Source organism: Kordiimonas lacus (assembly GCF_001550055.1).
Taxonomy (GTDB): domain Bacteria; phylum Pseudomonadota; class Alphaproteobacteria; order Sphingomonadales; family Kordiimonadaceae; genus Kordiimonas; species Kordiimonas lacus.
The window spans coordinates 680,060-701,525 of sequence record NZ_LRUA01000006.1; the positions used below are offsets into that span (position 1 = coordinate 680,060).

General features: G+C 57.6%; 22 protein-coding genes. 7 read left to right on the forward strand and 15 right to left on the reverse strand.

What is annotated here, in order from left to right; all coding sequences use genetic code 11:
* Positions 1-17: 17 nt before the first annotated feature.
* Positions 18-710, reverse strand: coding sequence for a phosphatidylserine decarboxylase (locus tag KORLAC_RS11375; protein WP_068306624.1), 693 nt, complete (start codon positions 708-710; stop codon positions 18-20).
* Positions 711-986: 276 nt separating this feature from the next.
* Between KORLAC_RS11375 and KORLAC_RS11380 the strand changes: the two genes are divergently transcribed.
* Positions 987-1,394, forward strand: coding sequence for a hypothetical protein (locus tag KORLAC_RS11380; RefSeq protein WP_068306625.1), 408 nt, complete (start codon positions 987-989; stop codon positions 1,392-1,394).
* Positions 1,395-1,421: 27 nt separating this feature from the next.
* Here KORLAC_RS11380 and KORLAC_RS11385 read toward each other — a convergent pair whose 3' ends face one another.
* Complete coding sequence (locus KORLAC_RS11385; protein WP_074519486.1) at positions 1,422-2,426, reverse strand: LysM peptidoglycan-binding domain-containing protein; 1,005 nt, start codon at positions 2,424-2,426, stop codon at positions 1,422-1,424.
* A gap of 197 nt (positions 2,427-2,623) precedes the next feature.
* Here KORLAC_RS11385 and KORLAC_RS11390 point away from each other — a divergent pair, with 197 nt between their 5' ends.
* Both KORLAC_RS11390 and KORLAC_RS11395 read left to right on the forward strand, forming a co-directional pair.
* Positions 2,624-3,229, forward strand: coding sequence for an LOG family protein (locus tag KORLAC_RS11390; protein WP_068306631.1), 606 nt, complete (start codon positions 2,624-2,626; stop codon positions 3,227-3,229).
* Positions 3,230-3,417: 188 nt separating this feature from the next.
* Positions 3,418-4,632, forward strand: a complete 1,215-nt coding sequence (locus KORLAC_RS11395; protein WP_068306633.1) for an NADP-dependent isocitrate dehydrogenase — start codon at positions 3,418-3,420, stop codon at positions 4,630-4,632.
* Between the two features lie 53 nt (positions 4,633-4,685).
* Here the strand turns inward: KORLAC_RS11395 and KORLAC_RS11400 are convergent, their stop codons facing one another.
* From KORLAC_RS11400 to flgB, 13 genes are all read right to left on the reverse strand, one after another.
* Positions 4,686-5,447 (reverse strand): type 2 periplasmic-binding domain-containing protein, encoded by a 762-nt coding sequence (locus KORLAC_RS11400; protein WP_068306635.1) that lies wholly within the window; start codon positions 5,445-5,447, stop codon positions 4,686-4,688.
* A 122-nt stretch (positions 5,448-5,569) separates the two neighbouring features.
* Positions 5,570-6,346, reverse strand: coding sequence for a substrate-binding periplasmic protein (locus KORLAC_RS11405; RefSeq protein WP_068306637.1), 777 nt, complete (start codon positions 6,344-6,346; stop codon positions 5,570-5,572).
* Between the two features lie 67 nt (positions 6,347-6,413).
* Positions 6,414-7,655 carry an ion transporter gene (locus tag KORLAC_RS11410; RefSeq protein ID WP_068306642.1) on the reverse strand — a complete coding sequence of 414 codons (1,242 nt, stop codon included), beginning with the start codon at positions 7,653-7,655 and terminating at the stop codon, positions 6,414-6,416.
* 20 nt (positions 7,656-7,675) lie between these two features.
* Positions 7,676-10,324, reverse strand: coding sequence for an alanine--tRNA ligase (gene alaS, locus KORLAC_RS11415; protein WP_068307125.1), 2,649 nt, complete (start codon positions 10,322-10,324; stop codon positions 7,676-7,678).
* A 220-nt stretch (positions 10,325-10,544) separates the two neighbouring features.
* Positions 10,545-11,390: a TIGR02285 family protein gene (locus tag KORLAC_RS11420; RefSeq protein ID WP_068306644.1), complete on the reverse strand. Its 846-nt coding sequence runs from the start codon at positions 11,388-11,390 to the stop codon at positions 10,545-10,547.
* Positions 11,391-11,582: 192 nt separating this feature from the next.
* Positions 11,583-12,659 carry a recombinase RecA gene (recA, locus tag KORLAC_RS11425; RefSeq protein ID WP_074519470.1) on the reverse strand — a complete coding sequence of 359 codons (1,077 nt, stop codon included), beginning with the start codon at positions 12,657-12,659 and terminating at the stop codon, positions 11,583-11,585.
* Positions 12,660-12,881: 222 nt separating this feature from the next.
* Complete coding sequence (locus tag KORLAC_RS11430) at positions 12,882-15,272, reverse strand: hybrid sensor histidine kinase/response regulator (RefSeq protein ID WP_068306649.1); 2,391 nt, start codon at positions 15,270-15,272, stop codon at positions 12,882-12,884.
* Positions 15,273-15,350: 78 nt separating this feature from the next.
* Positions 15,351-16,430, reverse strand: a complete 1,080-nt coding sequence (gene flhB / locus KORLAC_RS11435) for a flagellar biosynthesis protein FlhB (RefSeq protein ID WP_068306650.1) — start codon at positions 16,428-16,430, stop codon at positions 15,351-15,353.
* A gap of 3 nt (positions 16,431-16,433) precedes the next feature.
* Entirely contained in the window at positions 16,434-17,192 is a 759-nt protein-coding gene (fliR, locus tag KORLAC_RS11440) for a flagellar biosynthetic protein FliR (RefSeq protein WP_068306653.1), read from the reverse strand.
* 3 nt (positions 17,193-17,195) lie between these two features.
* Positions 17,196-17,462, reverse strand: coding sequence for a flagellar biosynthesis protein FliQ (gene fliQ, locus KORLAC_RS11445; protein WP_068306655.1), 267 nt, complete (start codon positions 17,460-17,462; stop codon positions 17,196-17,198).
* Positions 17,463-17,488: 26 nt separating this feature from the next.
* Positions 17,489-17,812, reverse strand: coding sequence for a flagellar hook-basal body complex protein FliE (fliE, locus tag KORLAC_RS11450; protein WP_068306658.1), 324 nt, complete (start codon positions 17,810-17,812; stop codon positions 17,489-17,491).
* A gap of 10 nt (positions 17,813-17,822) precedes the next feature.
* Positions 17,823-18,230, reverse strand: coding sequence for a flagellar basal body rod protein FlgC (flgC, locus tag KORLAC_RS11455; protein ID WP_068306662.1), 408 nt, complete (start codon positions 18,228-18,230; stop codon positions 17,823-17,825).
* 43 nt (positions 18,231-18,273) lie between these two features.
* Positions 18,274-18,696, reverse strand: a complete 423-nt coding sequence (flgB, locus tag KORLAC_RS11460; RefSeq protein ID WP_068306663.1) for a flagellar basal body rod protein FlgB — start codon at positions 18,694-18,696, stop codon at positions 18,274-18,276.
* A gap of 152 nt (positions 18,697-18,848) precedes the next feature.
* On the opposite strand from flgB, the gene KORLAC_RS11465 reads away from it, so the two are divergent.
* The 4 genes from KORLAC_RS11465 (at position 18,849) to KORLAC_RS11480 (ending at position 21,463) form a co-directional block, all read left to right on the forward strand.
* Positions 18,849-19,253, forward strand: a complete 405-nt coding sequence (locus KORLAC_RS11465; protein WP_082714673.1) for an EscU/YscU/HrcU family type III secretion system export apparatus switch protein — start codon at positions 18,849-18,851, stop codon at positions 19,251-19,253.
* The gene (locus KORLAC_RS11470; RefSeq protein WP_068306664.1) at positions 19,250-19,570 is read left to right on the forward strand and encodes a FliO/MopB family protein; all 321 of its coding nucleotides are present in this window, start codon (positions 19,250-19,252) and stop codon (positions 19,568-19,570) included. Before KORLAC_RS11465 ends, KORLAC_RS11470 begins: the two co-directional genes overlap by 4 nt.
* Entirely contained in the window at positions 19,557-20,351 is a 795-nt protein-coding gene (gene fliP / locus KORLAC_RS11475) for a flagellar type III secretion system pore protein FliP (protein ID WP_206594930.1), read from the forward strand. The genes KORLAC_RS11470 and fliP overlap by 14 nt, the downstream gene beginning before the upstream one ends.
* A gap of 77 nt (positions 20,352-20,428) precedes the next feature.
* Positions 20,429-21,463 (forward strand): phytanoyl-CoA dioxygenase family protein, encoded by a 1,035-nt coding sequence (locus KORLAC_RS11480; RefSeq protein WP_082714634.1) that lies wholly within the window; start codon positions 20,429-20,431, stop codon positions 21,461-21,463.
* Positions 21,464-21,466 lie beyond the last annotated feature (3 nt).

A 21,466-nucleotide genomic window follows, 5' to 3' on the forward strand; every position in this document is an offset into this window, starting at 1 on the left:
CTCCCCGCTACCTGATCTTACTTGTCAGCGCTGGCAGCTTTGCGGCGCGCTGGCGCCTTGCGGGCGATGATGGTTTCGCCGCCAATCATGGTCTGGCCCACGGCAACAGTCGCCTTCTGGCCCTTGTCCAGATAGATATCCGTACGGCTGCCAAAACGGATCAGGCCGAAGCGCTCGCCGCGCTCTACCGTCTGGTCCACTTCCAGATCACACAGGATACGCCGTGCCACAAGGCCCGCAACCTGGGCGAAGGCAATGTCATGGCCGTCTTCCGTGGTCATGCGAATCAACTGGCGTTCATTCTCTTCACTGGCCTCTTCCGCGGCAGCGTTCAGGAACTTGCCCGGAACATAGGCCACATTCGTGATCTCGCCTGCCGCAGGCGCGCGGTTTACATGCACGTTAAAGACAGACAGGAAGATGGAAATGCGCGTGCGCGGCTCATCGCCCATGCCCAACTCTGCAGGCGGCGTCGCTTCCATCACCAGGCACACAGTGCCGTCGGCGGGGCTTACAAGAACACCCTTTTCATCCGGCACCACCCGTTCAGGGTCGCGGAAGAAATAAAGACACCAGCCGGTCAGGATCAGACCGGCCCAACCAAGAGGTTCCGACAGGAAAAACAGGCCAACAGACACGGCAAAGAAAATTGCCACAAACATGTGCCCTTCCTTGTGGATAGGCGTCATTACTACATCCATAGCCTTCATCGGCGGCAACCTTCTTCTTTTGTAGGTAAATTTGGCACACACTGGCGATTTGAAGCCTCCACGTCAAGTCTGACGACCTGCGTGACCCGCTTTCCGCATGAGCCTGAAAAAAAATCTTGTCCAGATGAAGCGGATACAGCAAAAGAAATAGGAGGCCTTTAACGGTTGTTTAAGCCCGCACAGCGATCCTGTTGATGCGGCAAGGGGAAGCATTCACCCGAAACGATCAGGCCGCGGGGCAGCTAAGTAAACTGGCGTATTTGGAAACGGGGCAACATGAAACTTCACGAATCGCTGCAGAAGGTCAAAGGGCACCTCGACAGCCTCGACGATCCTGCCTTCGACCAGCTTGAGTTCGATTGGGAAGGCATCAAATTTCATGCAACAGCAGACACCGGCCAGGACGGCGCCGGGATCATCAGGCTGGATGCCAAGCTGGGCCGCCTGTATTTCACCGTTGAGAATGCCGCGGAACGCACCATGGCGATCGAGCGGGTCTATTCCACCAACCGCGGCATTGATGGCGCCTACAAGATCAGCAAGACAGGCGATGTCACCTACCACAGCGTGACGGCCACCAACCAGAAGCTTCAGGGCAATGACCTGGTGGGCGCGCTGACGCTGATATTGCTGGAATCAGAAAGCCACCTGCGGGCGCTCAGGTCCCACCTGAAAGCTACCTAAAATCAAATCAGAAAAGTTTGGGAAGTCCTAGCCCGTAGGCTTTTCGTCGTTGAGCGGCAGGCGGAACATCTGGCCGGGGTAAATCAGGTCCGGGTCGCGGATCTGTTCGCTGTTTTCGCGGAAAATCACGGTATAGCGCACACCGGAGCCGTAAAGCTGGCGTGCGATCTGCCACAGGGTGTTGCCTGGGCGCACAATCACACCACCTTCCGCGACCTCTGGGTCAATGGCCTGACCGGCTTCAAACGGCTGTTCGATCCTAAGCTGCACCTGACCGTCACCAATCGTCTGATCGACGCGGATCACATGGCGCCCCGGTGAAAGCGGCCGGCCCGTCAGCGCAATCTGCCAGCGGCCTTCATCGCCCGCGCGCATATTGCCAACGAATACATCGTCCAGATACAGCCTCACATCCACCCGCGGAAGCGACCGGCCTGCAACAATGGGGTCGCCGCCGTCACCATAATCGATGGTGTCCACGCTCAGGCTTTCACCCACTTCGCCAAAGGCAGCCACGCCCGGCTTCTGAAGGACGGTTGAGGCCCCCTCACCGCTTTTCGGCGTCAGCACGGCCACAACGCCGTTCTGTTCACGCTCAAGAAAACGCTGGTTGTCGCGCTCGGGAACGGAAACCACCACCACATTGTCGGCCTCAGAAACCTCGGCCCCGTCGCGTTCGCGGCCCTTCAGGTTCAGTTCCACAGACCCAGCGTCCAGCGGTTCTTCAAGAATCATCACCCATTCGCCGTTTTCATCGGCAGTGACCTGCGAGACCATCTTGCCGTTCGCGAACAGCTCAATGCGGGCGCCCGGCGCCATGCGCCCGGCAATCACACCGGTACCGCCGCGCGAGATTCGCACAAGGTCAAACTCAGGCACAGGCTTCTGGGCCTGTTCCGCTGTCGGCTGGTTCTCGGAAACTTCTGTGGGGGATGCAGGCGTTTGCGGCGCGGGCTCGTCTGAGAAAAGCACGTAGAGGATAGCGCCGACACCAATGGCCGCACTTACGGCACCGATGGCAATTCGGCGCATATCATCGCTCTTGCTTTCCAGTGGGCCCATAACTCACCATACATCCTGTTCAACAAAGCCTTAACAATCGGGCCTATATAATGAAAGATGAATTTATTAAAAACATGTCAAAACTTTGACAACTAAACTTTATGACCCTGAATTAGCGGGTTTTTCCCAATTTGGCCACCAGGTCACCATCTCTTGTGAGGTATTGTATGAAGTCGACACCCCAACCTACAACCACAATCCGTAATGTTTGTGTCTATTGTGGGTCACGAATGGGCAATAAACCGTCCTATGAGCAACTTGCGAAAGACCTGGGTGGCCGGATCGCAGGCGCTGGCCTGGGCCTTGTGTATGGTGCCGGCAGCATCGGACTGATGGGCGTGGTGGCCCGCGCCGCCCGCGACGGTGGCGCGCCTGTGATTGGTATTATCCCTGAGCATCTGGACGCGGTTGAAATCACCCAGGACGGGCTGACGGAACTGCACGTCACCCAGAATATGCATGAACGCAAGAAGATGATGTTTGACCGGTCTGACGCCTTTGTCATCCTGCCCGGCGGCCTTGGCACGCTTGACGAGACGTTCGAGATCATGACCTGGGCGCAGCTGAGCCTGCACAGAAAGCCGATCATCCTGATCAACCATGAAGACTATTGGACGCCGCTCGTTGATCTGGTCTCGAACGTGGTTGAGGCCGGTTTCGCGGCGCCTGAGAATGCGACACTTCTCAGCGTGGTCGAAACGGCAGAAGACGCAATCGAGCTGTTGAAACAGATGGAGACCGCCCCATCTGACGCCAGAAGCGAACTCTTTTAAGCCTGCATTGACAACGCTGACAGCAGAAAACCCGGCTGATTGCGATAAAAACAGCAAAAAGTCGTTTTTTTAGTGCGGTTGGGCCTTCAACTCTGCAGGTTCTGGTGATAGGGTGCGCCCAAATTCCGCACCGGTCCTCTCCCCGGCGCGATACTACCCCTTGGGAAAAAAATAAATTTGAGGGAACTATGAGCAAGATTACCGTAAAAAACCCGATCGTGGAAATTGACGGCGATGAGATGACCCGCATCATCTGGCAGTGGATTCGCGAACGTCTGATCCAGCCATACCTTGATGTAGAGCTTCTCTATTATGATCTGTCGGTTACAAAGCGTGACGAGACAGACGACCAGATCACGATCGACGCTGCAAACGCGATCAAGGAACATGGTGTGGGCGTGAAATGCGCAACCATCACCCCGGACGAGCAGCGCGTTGAGGAATTTGACCTCAAGAAGATGTGGCGCAGCCCGAACGGCACCATCCGGAACATCCTGGGCGGTACCGTATTCCGTGAGCCGATCATCATGAAAAACGTACCGCGTCTGGTTCCAGGCTGGACCAAGCCGATCGTTATCGGCCGTCACGCTTTTGGTGACCAATACCGCGCGACTGACTTCCTGGTACCTGGCAAAGGCAAGCTGACCATGAAGTTCGAGCCAGCCGACGGCGGCGAAGCCATCGAGCGCGAGGTCTATGAATTCCAGGAATCGGGCGTTGCCATGGGCATGTATAACGTGGATGACAGCATCCGCGATTTCGCCCGTGCCTGCATGAACTACGGCCTGAACCGCCAGTGGCCGGTTTACCTCAGCACCAAGAACACGATCCTGAAGGCCTATGACGGCCGCTTCAAGGACCTGTTCATGGAAGTGTTCGAAAACGAATTCCAGGACAAGTTCAAGGATGCCGGCATCACATACGAACACCGCCTGATTGATGACATGGTCGCATGTGCCATGAAATGGGCTGGTGGCTTTGTATGGGCTTGTAAGAACTATGACGGCGACGTGCAGTCTGACACTGTGGCCCAGGGCTTCGGCTCGCTCGGCCTGATGACCTCCGTTCTGATGACGCCTGACGGGAAAACGGTTGAATCCGAGGCCGCACACGGCACGGTTACCCGTCACTACCGTCAGCACCAGGAAGGCAAGGAAACGTCCACGAACCCGATCGCTTCCATCTTCGCATGGACGCGCGGCCTGAAGTATCGCGGCAAGATGGACGGTACGCCTGAGGTAACCCAGTTCGCGGAAGCGGTTGAGAAGGTATGTATCAATACCGTTGAGACCGGCTCCATGACCAAAGACCTGGCGCTCCTGATCGGCCCGAACCAAAGCTGGATGACCACAGGCCAGTTCTTCGACAAGATCGACGAGAACCTGAAAGCCGAGCTGGGCTAAGCCCCTCCCCGGTTAGCAATCAGAAAAGCCGCCCTATTCCGGGGCGGCTTTTTTTAATGCCTCACATCTGCCGCGGCTTCAATGGCAGCGTCCAGGCGCGCCAGGAGCCCGGGCTCAACGGCACGGGTGCACATCACAAAGGCTTCGCGCGCCTTTGGCATGTCGGGCAACGAGACAAACCCAAGGGCCTCCCCGCCAGCAGTTGCCGCGCGGTGCAGCGGCGCCATCATTTCATTTTCAAACAGGAAGTCGATCCGTCCCCTTACCAGCAATTGGACCAGGTTTTCATGGCTGGTGGAAACAAACAGATGCTTGCCCCGGCTGTTTGCCAGATAGGGGCGAAACGGCACTGCATATTTCGCCTCTGCGATAAAGCCGCCCGCCAGATCGGTTGTCTCGAACAGGGCCTGAACGGATGAAAGCGCTTCAAATTTTTGGATATCCGCGGTGCGGACCAGCAGACCGGACCGGCCAAACGTCCCGATCGCTGGCGTATAGTGGAATTTGGGCGCCCGATCCGCGTCATAGCTGTGGCCAGCAACGCAAAACGGCTGCTTGCCTTCCTCCAGGTCGCGGCGCGTGCGCCGGAAAGCCCGCTCCTGCCAGATGAGGCCGATGCCAGCCTGCGCCGCAGCCGCATTCACGAATTTGCCGAACGATCCGCCAATACCTTTGGGTGTTTTCTCCAGGAATGGCGGATGATCTTCAAACTGGAAAACGAGAGTGTTCCCGCCTTCTTCCGCCTTGGATGCTTCCTGGCCCATGAGGAATACCGACAGCGCAAACAGGTACAGGAACGCCGAAATCTGACGCACAGCAAGCTCCTTTCGCCCCCAATTTGCACAGGATGTATGGATCATACATGAAAGATATGCGGTTGCGAAGTGGCAGAATGGCTGTGGCAGGCGGCCTGCGGTGCCGTGACGGCCTTAATTGGTTACTGGTCTGTATCCCGCTCAGGCGCGTCCATGCCGGGGAGCAGCATCATCGCCTCGATGGCTTCATTGATACGGTCCCTCATCCCCTCCGGCAGGTTTCGGCTGCACAGGATGTGTTCGGACCCCGGCGGTCGCATCCCCTTGGGTTTCAGCGCGACAAGCTGCTGCCCGCCCGGCAGAGCCCTTTGCAGGTATGCCACCTGGTCCGGGTTGACCATGGCGAAATCCACGCGCCCACGCACCACCATAACCGCCAGGTCATTGTCGTCGCCACCGATGAACAGGTGGCGCTCCCTGCCCGCTTCAATGAGCGGCGTCTGCACGTCGCTGTATGTGGCCCCCTGCAGGAAGGCACCACTGATCGCCTTATCCGTCAGGATGTCGACAATGGATTCGTGGTCCTTGAATTTTTCCAGATTATCCTTCAGCACGGCAATCCCGGAACCGGACGACATGGCAAACGGTTTACTGATCCAGGAAGTCGCGGCCCGTTCCGGCGTTGTTCCGTACCCCGCGATGCACACCGGAGGAGTACCCTTGCCGTTTGCAATGCTGCGGAGCATGCGGCTGAAGGTTGCCTGCCGCCACTTAACCGTCAGGCCGGCAGCAGCCGCAATGGCATCAACCTTTGCCACAATGGTCCCCACAACCTTGCCGTCATGCTGGAAGGTATAAGGCGGGTAAGGCTCGTAAAGAAATGCGATCGTGTCGCTAGCTTCCGCAGATGGCGCCATGGCCACAGCCAGATAGGCGAAGGGAAAAAATACTGTGCGCATCAGGGAGGATTTCACCGACGCATGCTCCTGGATTCTCTAGAACGAATGGATAGTTAATCGCAGCTTATCACACTTGCGGCGACCGGGCGAGCCCCACCCAATGATCATAGTGGGCAATCATGGTGGCGCGCTCTTCGCTGCTCAGCAGACCATCTTCCACAAGATCGATCAACCGGCGAGAGGCAAACTCCCGCAACTCGTCCAGAAGCGGCGGATAGATGGACATCAGAATCTGCAACTCGGTGCTGTCGAGCCACATGACCCGGCAGCGGCTGCGCGCGACAGACGCCGGCTGTGCGCCGCGGTCACTGATGAGCGAACATTCCCCCAGAAAATCCCCTGCATTCAAGGGGATGGCCCTGTGGTGATAAAAGACCGTAATCTCGCCAGACAGAATGAAATAGATGCCATTGTCCCGGTCACTTCGGCGGGTCAGCACTGTGCCGGGCACCATCGTGACAGACCGAACGCGCGACGCCAGCTCCTTGGCGATATCCTTCGGCAGCTTCCTCAGCGCTGGCAGGTCATCCACCACGCCAACAGGCACCACGAATTCACGCCGGTGCACTTCGTCTGTGAAGCCCGAGGCAATAATCCCGATGGGCACAGCATAGAAGACGAACCCCATGATCATCACCACCCCGCCAATGACCTTCCCGAGGTCTGTCACAGGCACAGCGTCGCCGTAGCCCACTGTGGTAAAGGTGGCCAGGGCCCACCAGAGCGCCGCCGGAATACTGCCAAACACCTCAGGCTGCGCCTCGCGTTCCACCAGATACATCAGCGTGGACGCGAACACCTCCAGCCCCACCATGATCACCATGGCCGCCAGAAGCGCCTGCCGTTCGGCATAGATCACGCGCGCCAGCGACGACAGCGCAGGTGAATACCGCACCAGCTTGAGGAGCCGGAGAAGCCGGAAAATCCGGAGTGCGCGCAGGTCAAGCCCTGTCATCTGCCCCAGATAGAACGGGATAATGGCGATCAGATCGATGAGCGCCAGCGGCGAAAAGATATAGCGGATGCGCCGACCCAGAACCGTATCGCCGGGGACAGCCTCGCGCTCTGCACTGGCCCAGACGCGGGCCAGATACTCTACCGTGAAAATGCCAATGGAAATTGCATCAAACGCCCGGAACCAGGGGCTGTAGGCCTGCCAAAGGCTGTCGACCGTTTCCAGTACGACAGCCAATACATTCAGAAGGATCAAGGCTATCATGAACCCTTCGAACACAGCGGCTTTCCGCCCTGCAAAGCTTCCCATCTCCAGGAAGCTGTAGGTGCGTTGGCGGGCCGTCTGCGTTGTCATGATTTTGCCTTCCCTGCGCCCTAGCCCGCGATCGCCGCTTCGATAGCATCAAGGGCCTTGGCGGCATTTGCGCCGTCCGGGCCACCGGCTTGCGCCATGTCTGGCCGTCCGCCGCCGCCCTTGCCGCCTAGTGCCACAACACCGGCCCGCACGAGGTCAACCGCGCTCAAGTTGGACGTCAGGTCGTCGGTGACCCCCACCAGAAGCGCCGCCTTGCCGTCATTGACAGCCACGAACGCCACGGCGCCGCTGCCCAGAGATTTCTTGGCGTCGTCCGCCAGGCCGCGCAGGTCTTTCGGGCTGACGCCGTCCAGCACCTGACCGAGGAATTTGATGCCGCCCACGTCTTTTGCAGTCGGGCCGGATGCACCGCCGCCCCCGAGGGCCGCTTTCTTCTTGGCTTCCGAAAGCTCGCGCTCCAGTGCCTTGCGGTCAGCCTGCAGGCCTGCGATCCGCTCCGGCAGCTCAGCCGGGCTGGATTTCACCTGGGCGGAGGCTTCTTTCAGAAGCTTCTGCTGGCCCAGAAGATGCTCAAGCGCCGCTTCGCCTGTCAGTGCCTCAATCCGGCGCACACCGGCGGATACGCCACCTTCCGAAAGGATGGTAAACAGCGCGATGTCGCCCAGGCGCTTGACGTGGGTGCCACCACATAGCTCAACCGAATAGTGCGGCTTGCTGCTGGTTGCTTCCTCGCCCATGGACACCACGCGCACTTCGTCGCCATATTTTTCGCCGAACAGGGCCATGGCGCCAGCTTCAATCGCGTCGTCATAGCTCAGCAGCCGCGTCTCAACGGCTGCGTTTTCGCGTATTATGCGGTTCACTTCGCGCTCAACGGCGGCAAGCTCTTCGTCTGTCATGGCCTTGGGGTGTGAAATATCGAACCGCAGGCGGTCCGGTGCCACAAGCGACCCCTTTTGCGTGACATGCTCGCCCAGTTCGCGGCGCAGCACTTCATGCAGCACGTGGGTGGCAGAGTGGTTGGCCCGCAGTTTGGCCCGGCGCTCGCCGTCCACATGCATTTCAACCGTGTCGCCCACCTTCAGGTCACCTTTGGTAACGGTGGCCTTGTGAACATGCAGGGCGCCGACCATCTTCAGCGTGTCGGTAACCGTTACGTCAACCGCTTCACCCTTGAAGGTGCCGGTGTCGCCCATCTGGCCGCCGCTTTCGCCGTAGAAAGGCGTCTGGTTGGTGACAACCATCACCTCGTCGCCCTCGCCCGCGGCGTCCACGCGTGCGCCGTCCTTCACCAGCGCAACCACCTTGCCTTCGGCCTGTTCTGTCGAATAGCCAACAAATTCTGTCGCGCCGAATTCGTCGTTGATATCGAACCAGACCTTTTCAGTCGCGGCGTCGCCGGAGCCGGACCAGGCAGCGCGGGCCTTGGCACGCTGTTCTTCCATGGCGGCATTGAAGCCGTCCACGTCCACTGTGCGGTCCTGCGACCGCAGCGCATCCTGTGTCAGGTCAAGCGGGAAGCCGTATGTGTCATACAGTTTGAAGGCCACGTCGCCCGGCAGTTCAGCGCCGTCACCGATTTTTGTCAGTTCGTCGTCCAGCAGCTTCAGGCCCTTGTCCAGCATCTGGCGGAAGCGGCCTTCTTCAAGCTTCAGCGTTTCCTCGATCAGGCGTTCGGCACGGCCCAGTTCCGGGAAGGCCTGGCCCATTTCGCGGATCAGCGTTGGTGCCAGCTGGTGCATCACCAGGTCCTTCGCGCCCAGCATATGGGCGTGGCGCATGGCCCGACGCATGATGCGCCTGAGAACATAGCCGCGGCCTTCATTGGACGGCAGCACGCCATCGGCGATCAGGAAGCTGCAGGCCCGCAGGTGATCGGCGATCACCCGGTGGGATGCGCGCGTCTTGTCGTTCTCACCGGCACCCGTGGCGTTCACGGACGCAGCGATGATGGCCTTGAAGGTATCGATTTCATAGTTGTCGTGCGTGCCCTGCATCACGGCAGAGATACGCTCCAGCCCCATGCCCGTGTCGATCGACGGTTTCGGCAGGTTGATGCGCTCGCCGGAGGCCAGCTGCTCATACTGCATGAACACGAGGTTCCAGATTTCCACGAACCGGTCGCCGTCCTCTTCCGGTGTACCCGGAGGGCCACCCCAGATGTGGTCGCCGTGGTCATAGAAAATCTCGGAACACGGGCCGCACGGGCCGGTATCGCCCATGGACCAGAAGTTGTCTGATGTGGCGATGCGGATGATGCGTTCCTCGGGCAGCATCGCAATCTTCTTCCACAGGTCGAAGGCTTCATCGTCCTCGTGGTACACGGTGACGGTCAGCTTGTCCTTGTTGAGGCCATATTCGCGTGTGATCAGGTTCCAGGCATGGCTGATGGCCTCTTCCTTGAAATAGTCACCGAAGGAGAAGTTGCCCAGCATCTCAAAAAACGTGTGGTGGCGGGCGGTGTAGCCCACATTGTCGAGGTCATTGTGCTTGCCGCCGGCACGCACGCATTTCTGGCTGGAGGCCGCGCGGTTATAGTCGCGGGTTTCCGCGCCCGTGAACACATTCTTGAACGGCACCATGCCGGCGTTGACGAACATCAGCGTCGGGTCGTTGTGCGGCACCAGCGGCGCGGATTGCACCACCTGGTGGCCCTGCCCCTTGAAATAGTCCAGAAACGCCTTGCGGATGTCGTTGGCGCCAGTGATTGGTGCGGTCATGGAATTGGCCTCAAGTCCTCGAAAACAAAATTCAGGCGCCGCCATGGGGTTAGCCCATTTTGGCGGCACCGGTGCTTACCGCCGTTTTAGCGTGGCAATACTGAAGTGTCTAGCGTCAGCAAGGCGATTGCAGGCTGGAAGGCACCATTTATTTGAAAGAATTGCGTTCGGGTAACTAGAAGTCCGTGCTGAAAGCCGCCAGCATGGCCTACCGCTGCATCGCGGCGCGAAGTTTGCGGTAGTCTTTGAGGGAGCGGGCATCCAGCCACTGTTCATAGAAGGCGTCATAAACGGCGCTGACTTCTTCTGTTGCGATCAGCCTGTTGATCTCCGCAATCACTTTGCGGCCCAAAGGTTTGTCGCTACAGCTAAAGCCGCCGGACTGGAATCTGGCCTCCCCCGCGATCGGAAGGGCCACAAAGGCCTCCGCCTTCCCGAGCTTGCTGAACTGGTGATAGGCTTCAGCCGGAAAACCGAAAGTATAGTCAATACGGCCATGATCCAGAAGCGCGCCATAGCGGTTAAACGGGATCACCACCATATTGTCCGGCATGCCGACCGCCTTGAGCGTGTCATTGATCAATTGGCTGTAGAAGCGGTCTGGCACGACGCCGACCGCAAGGTCACTGGCAGTCAGCAGCCGTGTAATATCAACCTCCCCCGCCGCGTTCAGGTACGGCTTGAAGCGGTGAAGGTTTCGGTTCATCACCACCACCCGGTTGGTCATGACATGGTAAACATCGTCGCTGAAGTTGGCGAAAGCAGCCCGCTCGGGTGTCTCAAACAGGGCCACGCTGCAGACGCCGTCGTGCAATTTCATTTGATTGTAGGTGCGCGTCAGGTTCGCGGTTGCAGGCACATGCCGGTAATCCGGCAGCTTTTCTGACATATAGCGGACGATCTGGTCCCCATAGCCCTGCCTTTTCAGCGGGCCGTCGGCGATAAAGACCGGGGGGAAATTCGGGCTGAGCCAATGAATGACAGGCTTGTCAGCGGCCCACAGGGTCGCGGAGCCGCCGACCAGAAGCCCAAGAAGGCACAAAAACCGTATCACTATGCAGCCCCACAGTCTTGAACCCCATCCGTTACGCATAGGCAAAGCTAGCGCAGAATGGCTAACTTTTCCTTAAATCGGCCTGGCACACGCCGCCTTCAACACAGCTCCGTCTGCGCACCCAAAACAAAAAGCGGCCCTCGGGAGAGCCGCTTTCTTTACTTATTCACAATGTCGCTTGCGCGCATGGACTTATTTGTCGTCGTCGTCGCTTACGACCGCAGGGTCAACCAGCATGGCTTCATTGACGAGGCCTGCGTTCTTGCGGATCAGCTGTTCGATCTCATTGGAGATGTCCGTGTTCTCGAGCAGGAAGCGCTTGGCGTTTTCGCGGCCCTGGCCGATGCGCTGGCTGGAGTAGCTGTACCAGCTGCCGGATTTCTCAACCACGCCGGCCTTGACGCCCAGGTCGATAATCTCGCCCATCTTGGACACGCCTTCGCCGTACATGATGTCGAACTCAACCTGCTTGAACGGTGGTGCCAGCTTGTTCTTGACCACCTTGACACGGGTCGCGTTACCAACGATCTCGTCTTTTTCCTTGATCGCGCCGATGCGGCGGATGTCCAGTCGGACAGAGGCATAGAACTTCAGCGCGTTACCACCCGTTGTGGTTTCCGGGCTGCCGTACATGACGCCGATTTTCATCCGGATCTGGTTGATGAAGACCACGATGGTGTTGGATTTGGAAATGGAGGCCGTGAGCTTGCGGAGCGCCTGGCTCATCAACCGGGCCTGCAGGCCCACATGGCTGTCGCCCATTTCGCCCTCGAGTTCCGCACGCGGCGTCAGCGCCGCCACCGAATCCACCACAAGGATGTCTACGGCGCCGGAACGCACCAGCGTGTCGGCAATTTCAAGCGCCTGCTCGCCGGTATCCGGCTGTGAGACCAGAAGTTCGTTCACGTCCACACCCAGCTTACGGGCATAGACAGGGTCCAGCGCGTGCTCGGCGTCCACGAAAGCGGCGATGCCGCCCTTTTTCTGGGCTTCTGCAACCGCGTGCAGCGCCAGCGTGGTTTTACCGGAGCTTTCAGGCCCATAGATTTCGATGATCCGGCCCTTGGGGAAGCCACCGATCCCGAGCGCAATGTCGAGATTGAGCGAGCCGGTCGAGATGGTGTCGATCTCAATCCCCGATTCCCGCTGCCCCAGTTTCATGACAGAGCCTTTACCAAAGGCCCGGTCGATTTGGCCAAGCGCTGCTTCGAGCGCTTTTGTCTTATCCATGGAGTTTCCCTTTACCAACTGTAGTTCCGCTGTTGCCATGATCGGGCTCCCTTATTCCACAGGCTGATATCCCTTGCAACGGATGATTTAAATCCTTTGCGCTTGCCCTCTTGTACCCATTTTGTTCTCGTTAGGCAAGCTCTAATATTCTTGTTTTGTTCTCATGGCCTCTCAAGGGCCGGAACAGCGGAACAAAAAAGGGCACAACGGGTGTGCCCTCCGTGTGCCCTTTTGCCTGTTGTGTGCCCTTGTGGGCTCCCTTTATCCGAGGATCGACTTGACCTGCCCTGCCAGGTCCTTGAGCGAGAAGGGTTTCGGCAGGAACAGGAATTCTTCGGCTTCCAGGTTCTGACGGAAGACATCCTCCGCATAGCCCGAAACAAAGATAACCGGCAGGTTCGGCAGGTTTTTCCTGGCTTCCTTGACCAGTGTCGGGCCGTCCATGGTTGGCATGATCACATCCGAGATCAGGAGATCGATCGGTTCCGGGTGGGTGTTGAGGATATCCAGCCCGGCTTCGCCCGAGGCGGCTTCAAGCACCTTGTAGCCTTTGTTGGCGAGCGCCCGGCAGGCGAACATGCGCACCGGGTCTTCGTCCTCGACGATCAGGATGGTGCCCTTGCCCGTGAGGTCCCGCGCGGGGGCTTCCGGCTTCTGGGCGGCGCTTTCCACCTCGGCTTCCGCGGCGTGCGCCTTGAAGAACAGGAGGAACCGCGTGCCGTGGCCAAGCTCGGATTCGACAAACACAAAGCCGCCTGTCTGCTTGACGATGCCGTACACGGTGGCGAGGCCAAGCCCCGTGCCCTGCCCGACTTCCTTGGTGGTGAAGAAGGGCTCGAAGATTTTCGACATATTTTCCGGCGCGATGCCGCTGCCGCTGTCGATGACTTCCACCAGCACATAATCGTCCGGCACCACCACGTCATAGCGTTCGATCAGCGGGTCATCGGGCCCGATCATGCTGGTCTTGATTTCCAGCTTGCCGCCGCCCGGCATGGCGTCGCGCGCATTGACCGCCAGGTTGATGATCACCTGTTCAAGCTGGCCTTGGTCCACCTTCACTGGCTGCAGGTCTCGGCCGTGCACGACCTTGAGTTCGATATTTTCGCCGATCAGGCGGCGGATCAGGTTGGACAGTTCCGCGAGCACGTCCGTCATCATCAGGACCTTCGGCCTGAGCGTTTGCTGGCGCGAGAAGGCCAGCAGCTGGCGCACCAGATTGGCCGCGCGGTTGGCGTTCTGCTTGATCTGGATGATATCCGAGAAGGACTGATCACCCGCATCGTGGCGCACCAGAAGGAGGTCACAGAAACCGATGATGGCTGTCAGCAGGTTGTTGAAGTCATGGGCCACGCCGCCCGCCAACTGGCCAACCGCCTGCATCTTCTGGGCTTGAACAAACTGTCGCTCGAGACTTTTTTCCTGCGTAGTATCAATAAGATAGAGGATAGCGAAGGTTTCCTCGCCCCTGGAAATGGCAGACGAATAGATCTGCCCCACCCGCTCAGGCTGACCGTCATAGACCACATCAAGCGGCGTTGAGGCAGGCTTGCCGTCATGGGCAAAGCCGATCAATTCCTTGAGTTCGGCCCGGTCGTCTTCTTTCACCAAATCCAGTACACTGGAGCCCACAGAAATGCCCTGTCCGGCCGGGTGGCGCTTCAGCGGCTGGTTATATTCCTTGATCCCACCGTCGCGCGCGACCACGGCCACGGCAATCGGGGCGGCATCAAAAATCGGATCGATCAGGAACTCGCGGTCTTCCGGCACCAGACGGCCCCGCATCTGATCCAGCTTGCGCAGAAAACGGTAGCGACCCAGGTTGCGGTCTTCCTCTCTGGACGGCAGCGGCATATCCACCACGTCCACGTCCATCCGTTGCTTCTTGCCGATCAGCAATTGGGTTTCCCCCGCTTTCAGCTGAATCTTGAGCGGCATCTCACCAGGGCTGAGCCCCATCCATTCCCGGAGCGTATCGTTGATATAATGAATTTTGCCTGAGGCATCCTCAAGCAGCACGCCACAGCCCAGGCGTTCAAACAGTGGCGCGCCCCAGTCGCCGATCATTTTGCGTTCATGGTCCAGCCGCTCGCGGTCGCCCACGCGGGACGCGCGCCACAAGATATGGTAGCCGGTCCGTCGCCCAATGAGCTTCAGCTTTTCCGTGTCGGCGCGATCACATGCGAATACGCCGCGCGACTGGCCCGTTTGTGCCGCCAGCGCCAGCGTTTTATCAAACGCTTCCTTGACTGTGTCGCTGCGAAACAGGTCGCCCATCATGCGCACACGCCCCATAGCGAGGCGGTCGAACGCCGAGTTTGAGGCCGTGATTTCGCCGCGGAAATCGCTTAGTGCGACTGCGCGCCGGTCGAGCGAAACAAGGGTCTGGACCAGCTCGCGGTCGGCAAACTCGACCTGATCTATCGGTTGCTGCAATCCGCCCAGCGCCCGCAGAAGCGTAAGCGCCGTCGCGATCAGGAGAAGTCCGCCAAGGATAGCAGCAATCGCTGCGCCCCATGTCACGGCCACCAGGGCCGCAATCCCGATGGTGCCAATAAGGCCAGCCAGCGCGACAGTCAGCAGTTTCACACCGGACTTGGCCTCGCTTTGATGCAGCGCTTCCTGAAACGGTCTTGGCAACCGGCTTTCCATATATGCCTACCCCTTTGATCCCTGTTCAGCCCACCTGGCCCAGAGAGTAGCCACCCTCCGAGCGGGAACGCAAGCCCGTTAACGCGATGGTTTGAACCCCGCCCGCCTGAGCTTCATGATATAGCTAATGACTTCTGCCACGGCCTTATAGTGATCCGGCGGCACTTCCTCATCAATTTCCACGGTCGCGTACAGCGCCCGGGCCAACGGCGGGTTTTCAACGATCGGCACGCCGTGCTCGGTCGCCACTTCCCGGATCTTGAGGGCAACCCCCTCGACCCCTTTGGCCACCACCATCGGCACATCCATGGTGCCGTGCTTATATTCCAACGCCACTGCGAAGTGGGTCGGGTTGGTGATCACTACATCGGCGTCAGGGACAGCTGACATCATGCGTTGGCGCGCCCGCTCCATACGGATGGATCTCAGGCGCCCCTTAACTTTCGGGTCACCGTCGGTTTGTTTGTGCTCATCCTTGACCTGCTGCTTGGTCATGCGCAGTTTCTTGATGTGCTGATAGCTTTGGTAGGAAAAGTCGATGGCCGCAACCACAGCCATGACAATCAGAACACCGATCAGCAGCTTGATGATCATGGAGTGGATCAACACTACAACATCCACAACCGGCAACAGCATTAACGTATCCATGCGGCCGCGCTCAGGATAGACGATGATCACAATCACGGCAGACACGGCCGTCAGCTTGGCGATCAGTTTAAAGGCTTCCACGCCCAGTTTGTCCGGCGCCCATTTCTTGGCGTTGGAGATCGGACTGAGCTTCTTGAAGCTGGGCTTGATCTTTTCAAACGTAATGGTGGTCTTATGTTGCATCATATTGCTTGCGATCGCGGCAACCACCAACGCCCCAAAGGGCACCAGCAGAACCAGGAACACGCGCCACATTGTAGGCATCAGGCTTTCGAGAGGGCCAATCTGATCGGTGTCCATCAGATGCAGCGTGGACATATGTACATAAAGCGTATCCGCAACTGTCGTACCGATAAAGCCACCCCCTGCACCGATCACAATGGCAGCAATGGCCAGCATGAAAAAGGTTTTGACTTCCTGGCTTTGGGCCACGTCACCTTTTTCCTCGGCCTCGCGCAAGCGTTTCGGCGTCGGTTCCTCAGTTTTCTGGCTTTCGTCTTCGTCTGCCATTCTTTACCCCAGAAAGCTCACGAGCAGTTCTTCAAAACGCTCTATAAAGAGTGCCATCATCGAGCCTATTAAGATCATCATCAAGGCAAAGCCCATAAACAGGTTGATAGGCATACCGATGAAAAATACCTGGAAGGCCGGGATCATACGGGAAATCAAGCCCAAGCCTGCATTATAGATGATACTATACGCAATGAACGGTGCCGCCATATGAAATCCCAGCAGGAACGCGCTGGAGGTATATTCAACGATCACCATGGCGAGATCCGTATAAGGCAGGCCCAGCGCCACCGGAAACTTCAGGTAGCTATGGGCCATTCCAAGGATCATGAGGTGATGCAAATCCGAAACAACGATCAGCGTGACCGCAACCAGTGTCATGAACGCGCCGACCAAAACACCCTGACTACCCTGGCTTGGGTCGAAGGACTGGGCTGCGGCTAAGCCTGTCAGGAACGCAATCACCGTACCGGCGATGTGAGTTGCTGCAAGCATGATACGGGTAACCAGCGCGAGGACGGCTCCAATCATCGCTTCTCTGACAAGAAGGGCACCCAGAACGAAGGCATTGTCGGGCATTGGCGGCAGATTCTCGCGGACTGCCAGATAGATCACCAACGCCAACACAAACCCCATTGTCGCCCGAATACGACCGGGAACCGACTGGTCCCCTAACACCGGCATCAACATAACAAGGGCAATCAGGCGTGTTGCAACGAGCACGAAACCGAATGCTTCTGCCGGCAGGACTTCCCCCAGCATGGCTTAGCCGCCGGAGATGATGCGTTCAGAAATGCGCAACATCAGTGCAGACATATTTTGGCCCATGTAAGGCATGGCGAGGAGCAAAACGGCAAACACCGCAATGATTTTGGGAACAAAAGTCAGGGTCATTTCCTGAAGCTGGGTCAGGGCCTGGATGAAGGCAACCGTCAAGCCAACGCCCAGGCCAACCGCAAGGATCGGCCCTGCTGTCAGCAAAAGGGTCATCAGGGCGTCACGCGCCACTTCAATGACGTCACCACTTTCCATAGAATACTCGCCCCCGCCCGGCTGGATTAGATTGGCATCTTGAGGATATCATTATAGGCGGCGATCACCTTGTCACGCACAGTAACAACAGTGTTCACAACCATCTCCGCGTTGGAAACAGCTGTCACCACGTCAACCATATCAGCTTCATTCACCAGCGACTTGGCCGCCGTGAGTTCCATATGGCTTGTTGCCTGCTGCACGTCTCCAACGGCGTCGTTCACAAGGGCGGAGAAGGCGCTGTTGGATTTCGCGCCGTCCAAACCGTCGCGGGAACCCAGGCCGGTTTCCTGCATCTTCTTGGTCGCCTGTGAATAGGCATTGACCGCATCAAGTTGCTTGATATTCATGGCCTACTCCCTACCGCAAGAGATCAAGCGTCATTGTGGCCATCCGACGGCTGGCCTCAAGCGCATTGATGTTTGACTGGTAAGTCCGCTGAGCCTGGCGCATATCCATCATCTCGATCATGCCATTGACATTGGCCGTCTTGATATAACCTGCCTCGTCCGCAGCCGGATTGCCCGGATCATATTTCTTGCCGAATTCCTTCTGATCGAATTCCACCTTGCCCGGCTTCACAAGTTCAACGCCAGACGCGCGATCAAGCTCCGTCTGGAAGGTGATGATCTTGCGGCGATATGGGTCTGCGCCCGGCTCGCTTGCGACCGAATTCTGGTTGGCGATGTTTTCGGAGATTACGCGCATGCGCACGGACTGCGCACGAAGCCCAGCCGCCGAAGCCATCATAGCCTTTTCGAGATCCATCGCTTGTTCCTTTACACTGGTTCAAGCGGGTCATGACGCTGTTCTAGCGCCCGCCACCCTTGCCTAGGGCAATATTCAACAGCCCGATATTCTTTTTGTAGAGGTTGACAACCATGCCGTATTTCATCTGGTTGTCAGCCAATTTCATCATTTCTTCTTCAAGCACCACAGAGTTACCGGATGGCGTTTCCTCGCTGTCCTTGACCTCACGTGTGCGCATTGTCACAGAAGAAGAACCACTCGTATCCATGTGGCGAGAATTCTTGGTGCGCATTTGCGTGCCCTGCGGCCGGTCCGAGACAAGGTTGTCGACAAGACCAGAAAAATTCTGTTTGTCCAGTTCCTTAGCCTTATAGCCCGGCGTATCCGCATGACCGATGTTTTCACTGATCACCGTCTGGTTGGTGTTCAGCCATTTCATGCGGCTTTTAAGGGCAGCCATCAGGGGAATATTGGTTAAATCCATGCTTCCAACAGTCTCTGTTTGCGCGCGTCTTTCATTTAAACGTACCATAACATGCACCGGAACCGGTTAACAAGTTGCAAACACGCGATATTTTTCCACTGCCCCTTCCGCAAGCGCTTGCATTTTGACCCGATTTGTCGCTCAATATCGCCATGTCAGACCAGAAACCGACAGATGCACCCAAGCCGGTGCCGGACACAAAAGCCGTTGCAGTAAAAAGGGATAGCGAACAGGCTACGCCCCGAATTACTGCAAAAGGGCACGGCTTTAATGCCGAAAAGATACTGGACATTGCCTTTGCCGAAGGCGTCAAGGTCCGCCAGGACAAGGACCTCACGGAGCTTCTTGATGCTTTTGAAGTCGAGAGCCCTGTCCCGCTTGAGGCCCTGCATGCCGTGTCACTCATTCTTGAGCGTGTCTATGCCGAAAATAAAGCCATGACAGAAGCGCGCGAGCATGACACAGATACAGTCGAAACCACAGAGCTCTTGGAGCCAATGCCGGCCGACGAGCCAGCCCAGACCAATGACGACGACGGGAAAGAAAGCAACCAATGACCAGCGAAGCCATTAGCGCCTTTTCTATCTTGTTCGTGATGCTCGGTTTTCTGGCCTTGGCGGCCTGGGCTGTGAAACGCTTCGGGCTGATCCCCGGACAACCCCGCATGACAGGCAAGAAACGCGAAATTACCATTCTCGACAGCCAGATGCTGGACGCCCGCAACCGCTTGGTGGTTGTGCATTGGCGCGGACGGGACTATTTTCTCGGCACCGGGCAGCACGGCGTGACCTTGATTGACGGCCCGACCGGACATAAAGCCCCATCAGGCTTCGAACAGGCGCTAGCAGAGGAAACACAACGTGAAAAGCCTTAAGTTTCACCGCAAGCTGATCATCCATAGCTTTCTGTTTCTGCTGCCGCTGGCGCTTGCCGCCGTGCTGATGACAGCGTCACCTGCCTCCGCTCAATCGCTCAATCTTGACCTTGGGGAATCAGGGTCACTGAGCGGTCGCGTCGTACAGATGATCTTGCTGCTGTCTGTGCTGAGCCTGGCACCCAGCATCCTGATCATGATGACCAGCTTTACCCGCATGATCATTGTCTTCTCGCTGCTCAGGAGCGCGATGGGTACACAGCAGACACCGCCCAATATCGTGTTGATTTCGCTAGCCCTTTTCCTTACCGGCTATGTTATGGCACCGACGCTAACCGCTGCCTGGGACCAAGGTATCCAGCCGCTGATAAATGAGGAAATCGACGAACAGGAAGCCTTCGACCGCGCGTCTGTACCCATGCGAAATTTCATGATGTCGCAAGTGCGGGAAAAAGACCTTGAGCTGTTCATGAACCTATCGCCAGACGGCCCGGTGGAGACACAGGATGAAATCACACTGACCGTTCTGGTGCCGGCTTTCATGATTTCTGAACTCAGGCGCGCCTTCGAGATCGGCTTCCTCTTGTATGTGCCTTTTGTGGTGATCGATATGGTGGTGGCCTCGATCCTCATGTCCATGGGTATGATGATGCTGCCACCTGTCATGATCGCCATGCCGTTCAAGCTGATCTTCTTCGTCATGGTGGACGGCTGGAACCTGGTGGCCGGTTCGCTGGTTCAAAGTTTCGGCACGGCCCCGCCGCCCGGGGTGGGCACTTAGTCGCCACTCGCGCCGGTGTTGTGATCCTCCATCTTTTCCGCTAGCGTTCCCCTTGGTACACACAGTGTGTTTTATCGATGGGGGTCGGTATCATGTTAAACGTTCGCGTGCTTGGAAGGCTGCAAGGCCAATTCGTCGCCATTTTCACCACAGAGAAGTCTTTTAAAAACAATCCACTACTTGGGTCCCGCGCAGCAAACCTTATGGGCCTGCACGTTGTCCGGCTGATCCTGGCCAAGACATGTTTCGCTTTCAGGCGCTTGCTATTGTTTCGCTTTGCCTCGGCCGATGAACGAAGCATGTTTCGCCGCGACGGGCTGCTTGTGATTCCTGATTTTATATCAGCTGACGAACTGGACGAGATCCATGCAGACATTGCGGCCTGTCTCCAGGATGTGCGCCAGTTGACAGAAGGCAGTTCCACGCTCTGCCGTATACAGATGGACGAGAAGGCCCGGAAGGACATGCCAGCGATTGCCAAATTGATCACGTCAAAACGCTACCTGAACTTGCTGGCCTACACCGGGGCAACCCTGAAAAAATCACCTGTTCTTTTGCAACGCCTGCACCACAATGACACTACCGGTACAGACCCGCAGAAAACGCCTCATAGTGATACGTTTCAGCCTACGATGAAAGCCTGGCTGTTCCTTGAAGACGTTACCGAACAGAATGGGCCTTTCCATTTCATTCGTGGTTCACACCGGCTAAGCCTGAAGCGGCTTATGTGGGAATACCGTTACTCCCTCAAGGCAAAGCGCCTTACTGATGGACATAGCGAGCACGGCTCGTCCCGTTTCACAAAGGAAGACCTTAAGCAATTGGGGCTCGAGGCACCGCAGCCGATTTGTGTGCATGCTGGCACATTCGTGATCGCCAACACCCATGCCATCCACTGCCGGGGAGATGCGCAGCCCGGCTCCAGCCGACTGGAGCTTTGGACGCACCGCCGCGCAGCGCCCTTTCTGCCCGTACCCGGCTATTCGACAGCCGCTAAATTGGAACGACTGTACCGAAAGCGCAGCCATAAATGGCAACGGCAGGACAAGGCGGCACAATCTGGCACACCCCACCCCTTTCCGAAGGTCGACAGAACTAGGTTGCGCCCATAACCG

Bases quoted from the DNA above. Each gene is read 5' to 3' on its own strand.
- KORLAC_RS11470 (WP_068306664.1), top strand. From the start codon at position 19,250: ATGACCAGCGAAGCCATTAGCGCCTTTTCTATCTTGTTCGTGATGCTC.
- KORLAC_RS11385 (WP_074519486.1), bottom strand. From the start codon at position 2,426: ATGCGCCGAATTGCCATCGGTGCCGTAAGTGCGGCCATTGGTGTCGGC.
- flgC (WP_068306662.1), bottom strand. From the start codon at position 18,230: ATGGATCTCGAAAAGGCTATGATGGCTTCGGCGGCTGGGCTTCGTGCG.
- KORLAC_RS11410 (WP_068306642.1), bottom strand. From the start codon at position 7,655: ATGACAACGCAGACGGCCCGCCAACGCACCTACAGCTTCCTGGAGATG.
- flhB (WP_068306650.1), bottom strand. From the start codon at position 16,430: ATGGCAGACGAAGACGAAAGCCAGAAAACTGAGGAACCGACGCCGAAA.
- recA (WP_074519470.1), bottom strand. From the start codon at position 12,659: ATGGCAACAGCGGAACTACAGTTGGTAAAGGGAAACTCCATGGATAAG.
- fliQ (WP_068306655.1), bottom strand. From the start codon at position 17,462: ATGGAAAGTGGTGACGTCATTGAAGTGGCGCGTGACGCCCTGATGACC.
- fliR (WP_068306653.1), bottom strand. From the start codon at position 17,192: ATGCTGGGGGAAGTCCTGCCGGCAGAAGCATTCGGTTTCGTGCTCGTT.
- KORLAC_RS11430 (WP_068306649.1), bottom strand. From the start codon at position 15,272: ATGGAAAGCCGGTTGCCAAGACCGTTTCAGGAAGCGCTGCATCAAAGC.
- KORLAC_RS11375 (WP_068306624.1), bottom strand. From the start codon at position 710: ATGAAGGCTATGGATGTAGTAATGACGCCTATCCACAAGGAAGGGCAC.
- KORLAC_RS11380 (WP_068306625.1), top strand. From the start codon at position 987: ATGAAACTTCACGAATCGCTGCAGAAGGTCAAAGGGCACCTCGACAGC.
- KORLAC_RS11405 (WP_068306637.1), bottom strand. From the start codon at position 6,346: ATGCGCACAGTATTTTTTCCCTTCGCCTATCTGGCTGTGGCCATGGCG.
- KORLAC_RS11395 (WP_068306633.1), top strand. From the start codon at position 3,418: ATGAGCAAGATTACCGTAAAAAACCCGATCGTGGAAATTGACGGCGAT.
- fliE (WP_068306658.1), bottom strand. From the start codon at position 17,812: ATGAATATCAAGCAACTTGATGCGGTCAATGCCTATTCACAGGCGACC.
- KORLAC_RS11480 (WP_082714634.1), top strand. From the start codon at position 20,429: ATGGGGGTCGGTATCATGTTAAACGTTCGCGTGCTTGGAAGGCTGCAA.
- flgB (WP_068306663.1), bottom strand. From the start codon at position 18,696: ATGGATTTAACCAATATTCCCCTGATGGCTGCCCTTAAAAGCCGCATG.
- KORLAC_RS11390 (WP_068306631.1), top strand. From the start codon at position 2,624: ATGAAGTCGACACCCCAACCTACAACCACAATCCGTAATGTTTGTGTC.
- KORLAC_RS11465 (WP_082714673.1), top strand. From the start codon at position 18,849: ATGTCAGACCAGAAACCGACAGATGCACCCAAGCCGGTGCCGGACACA.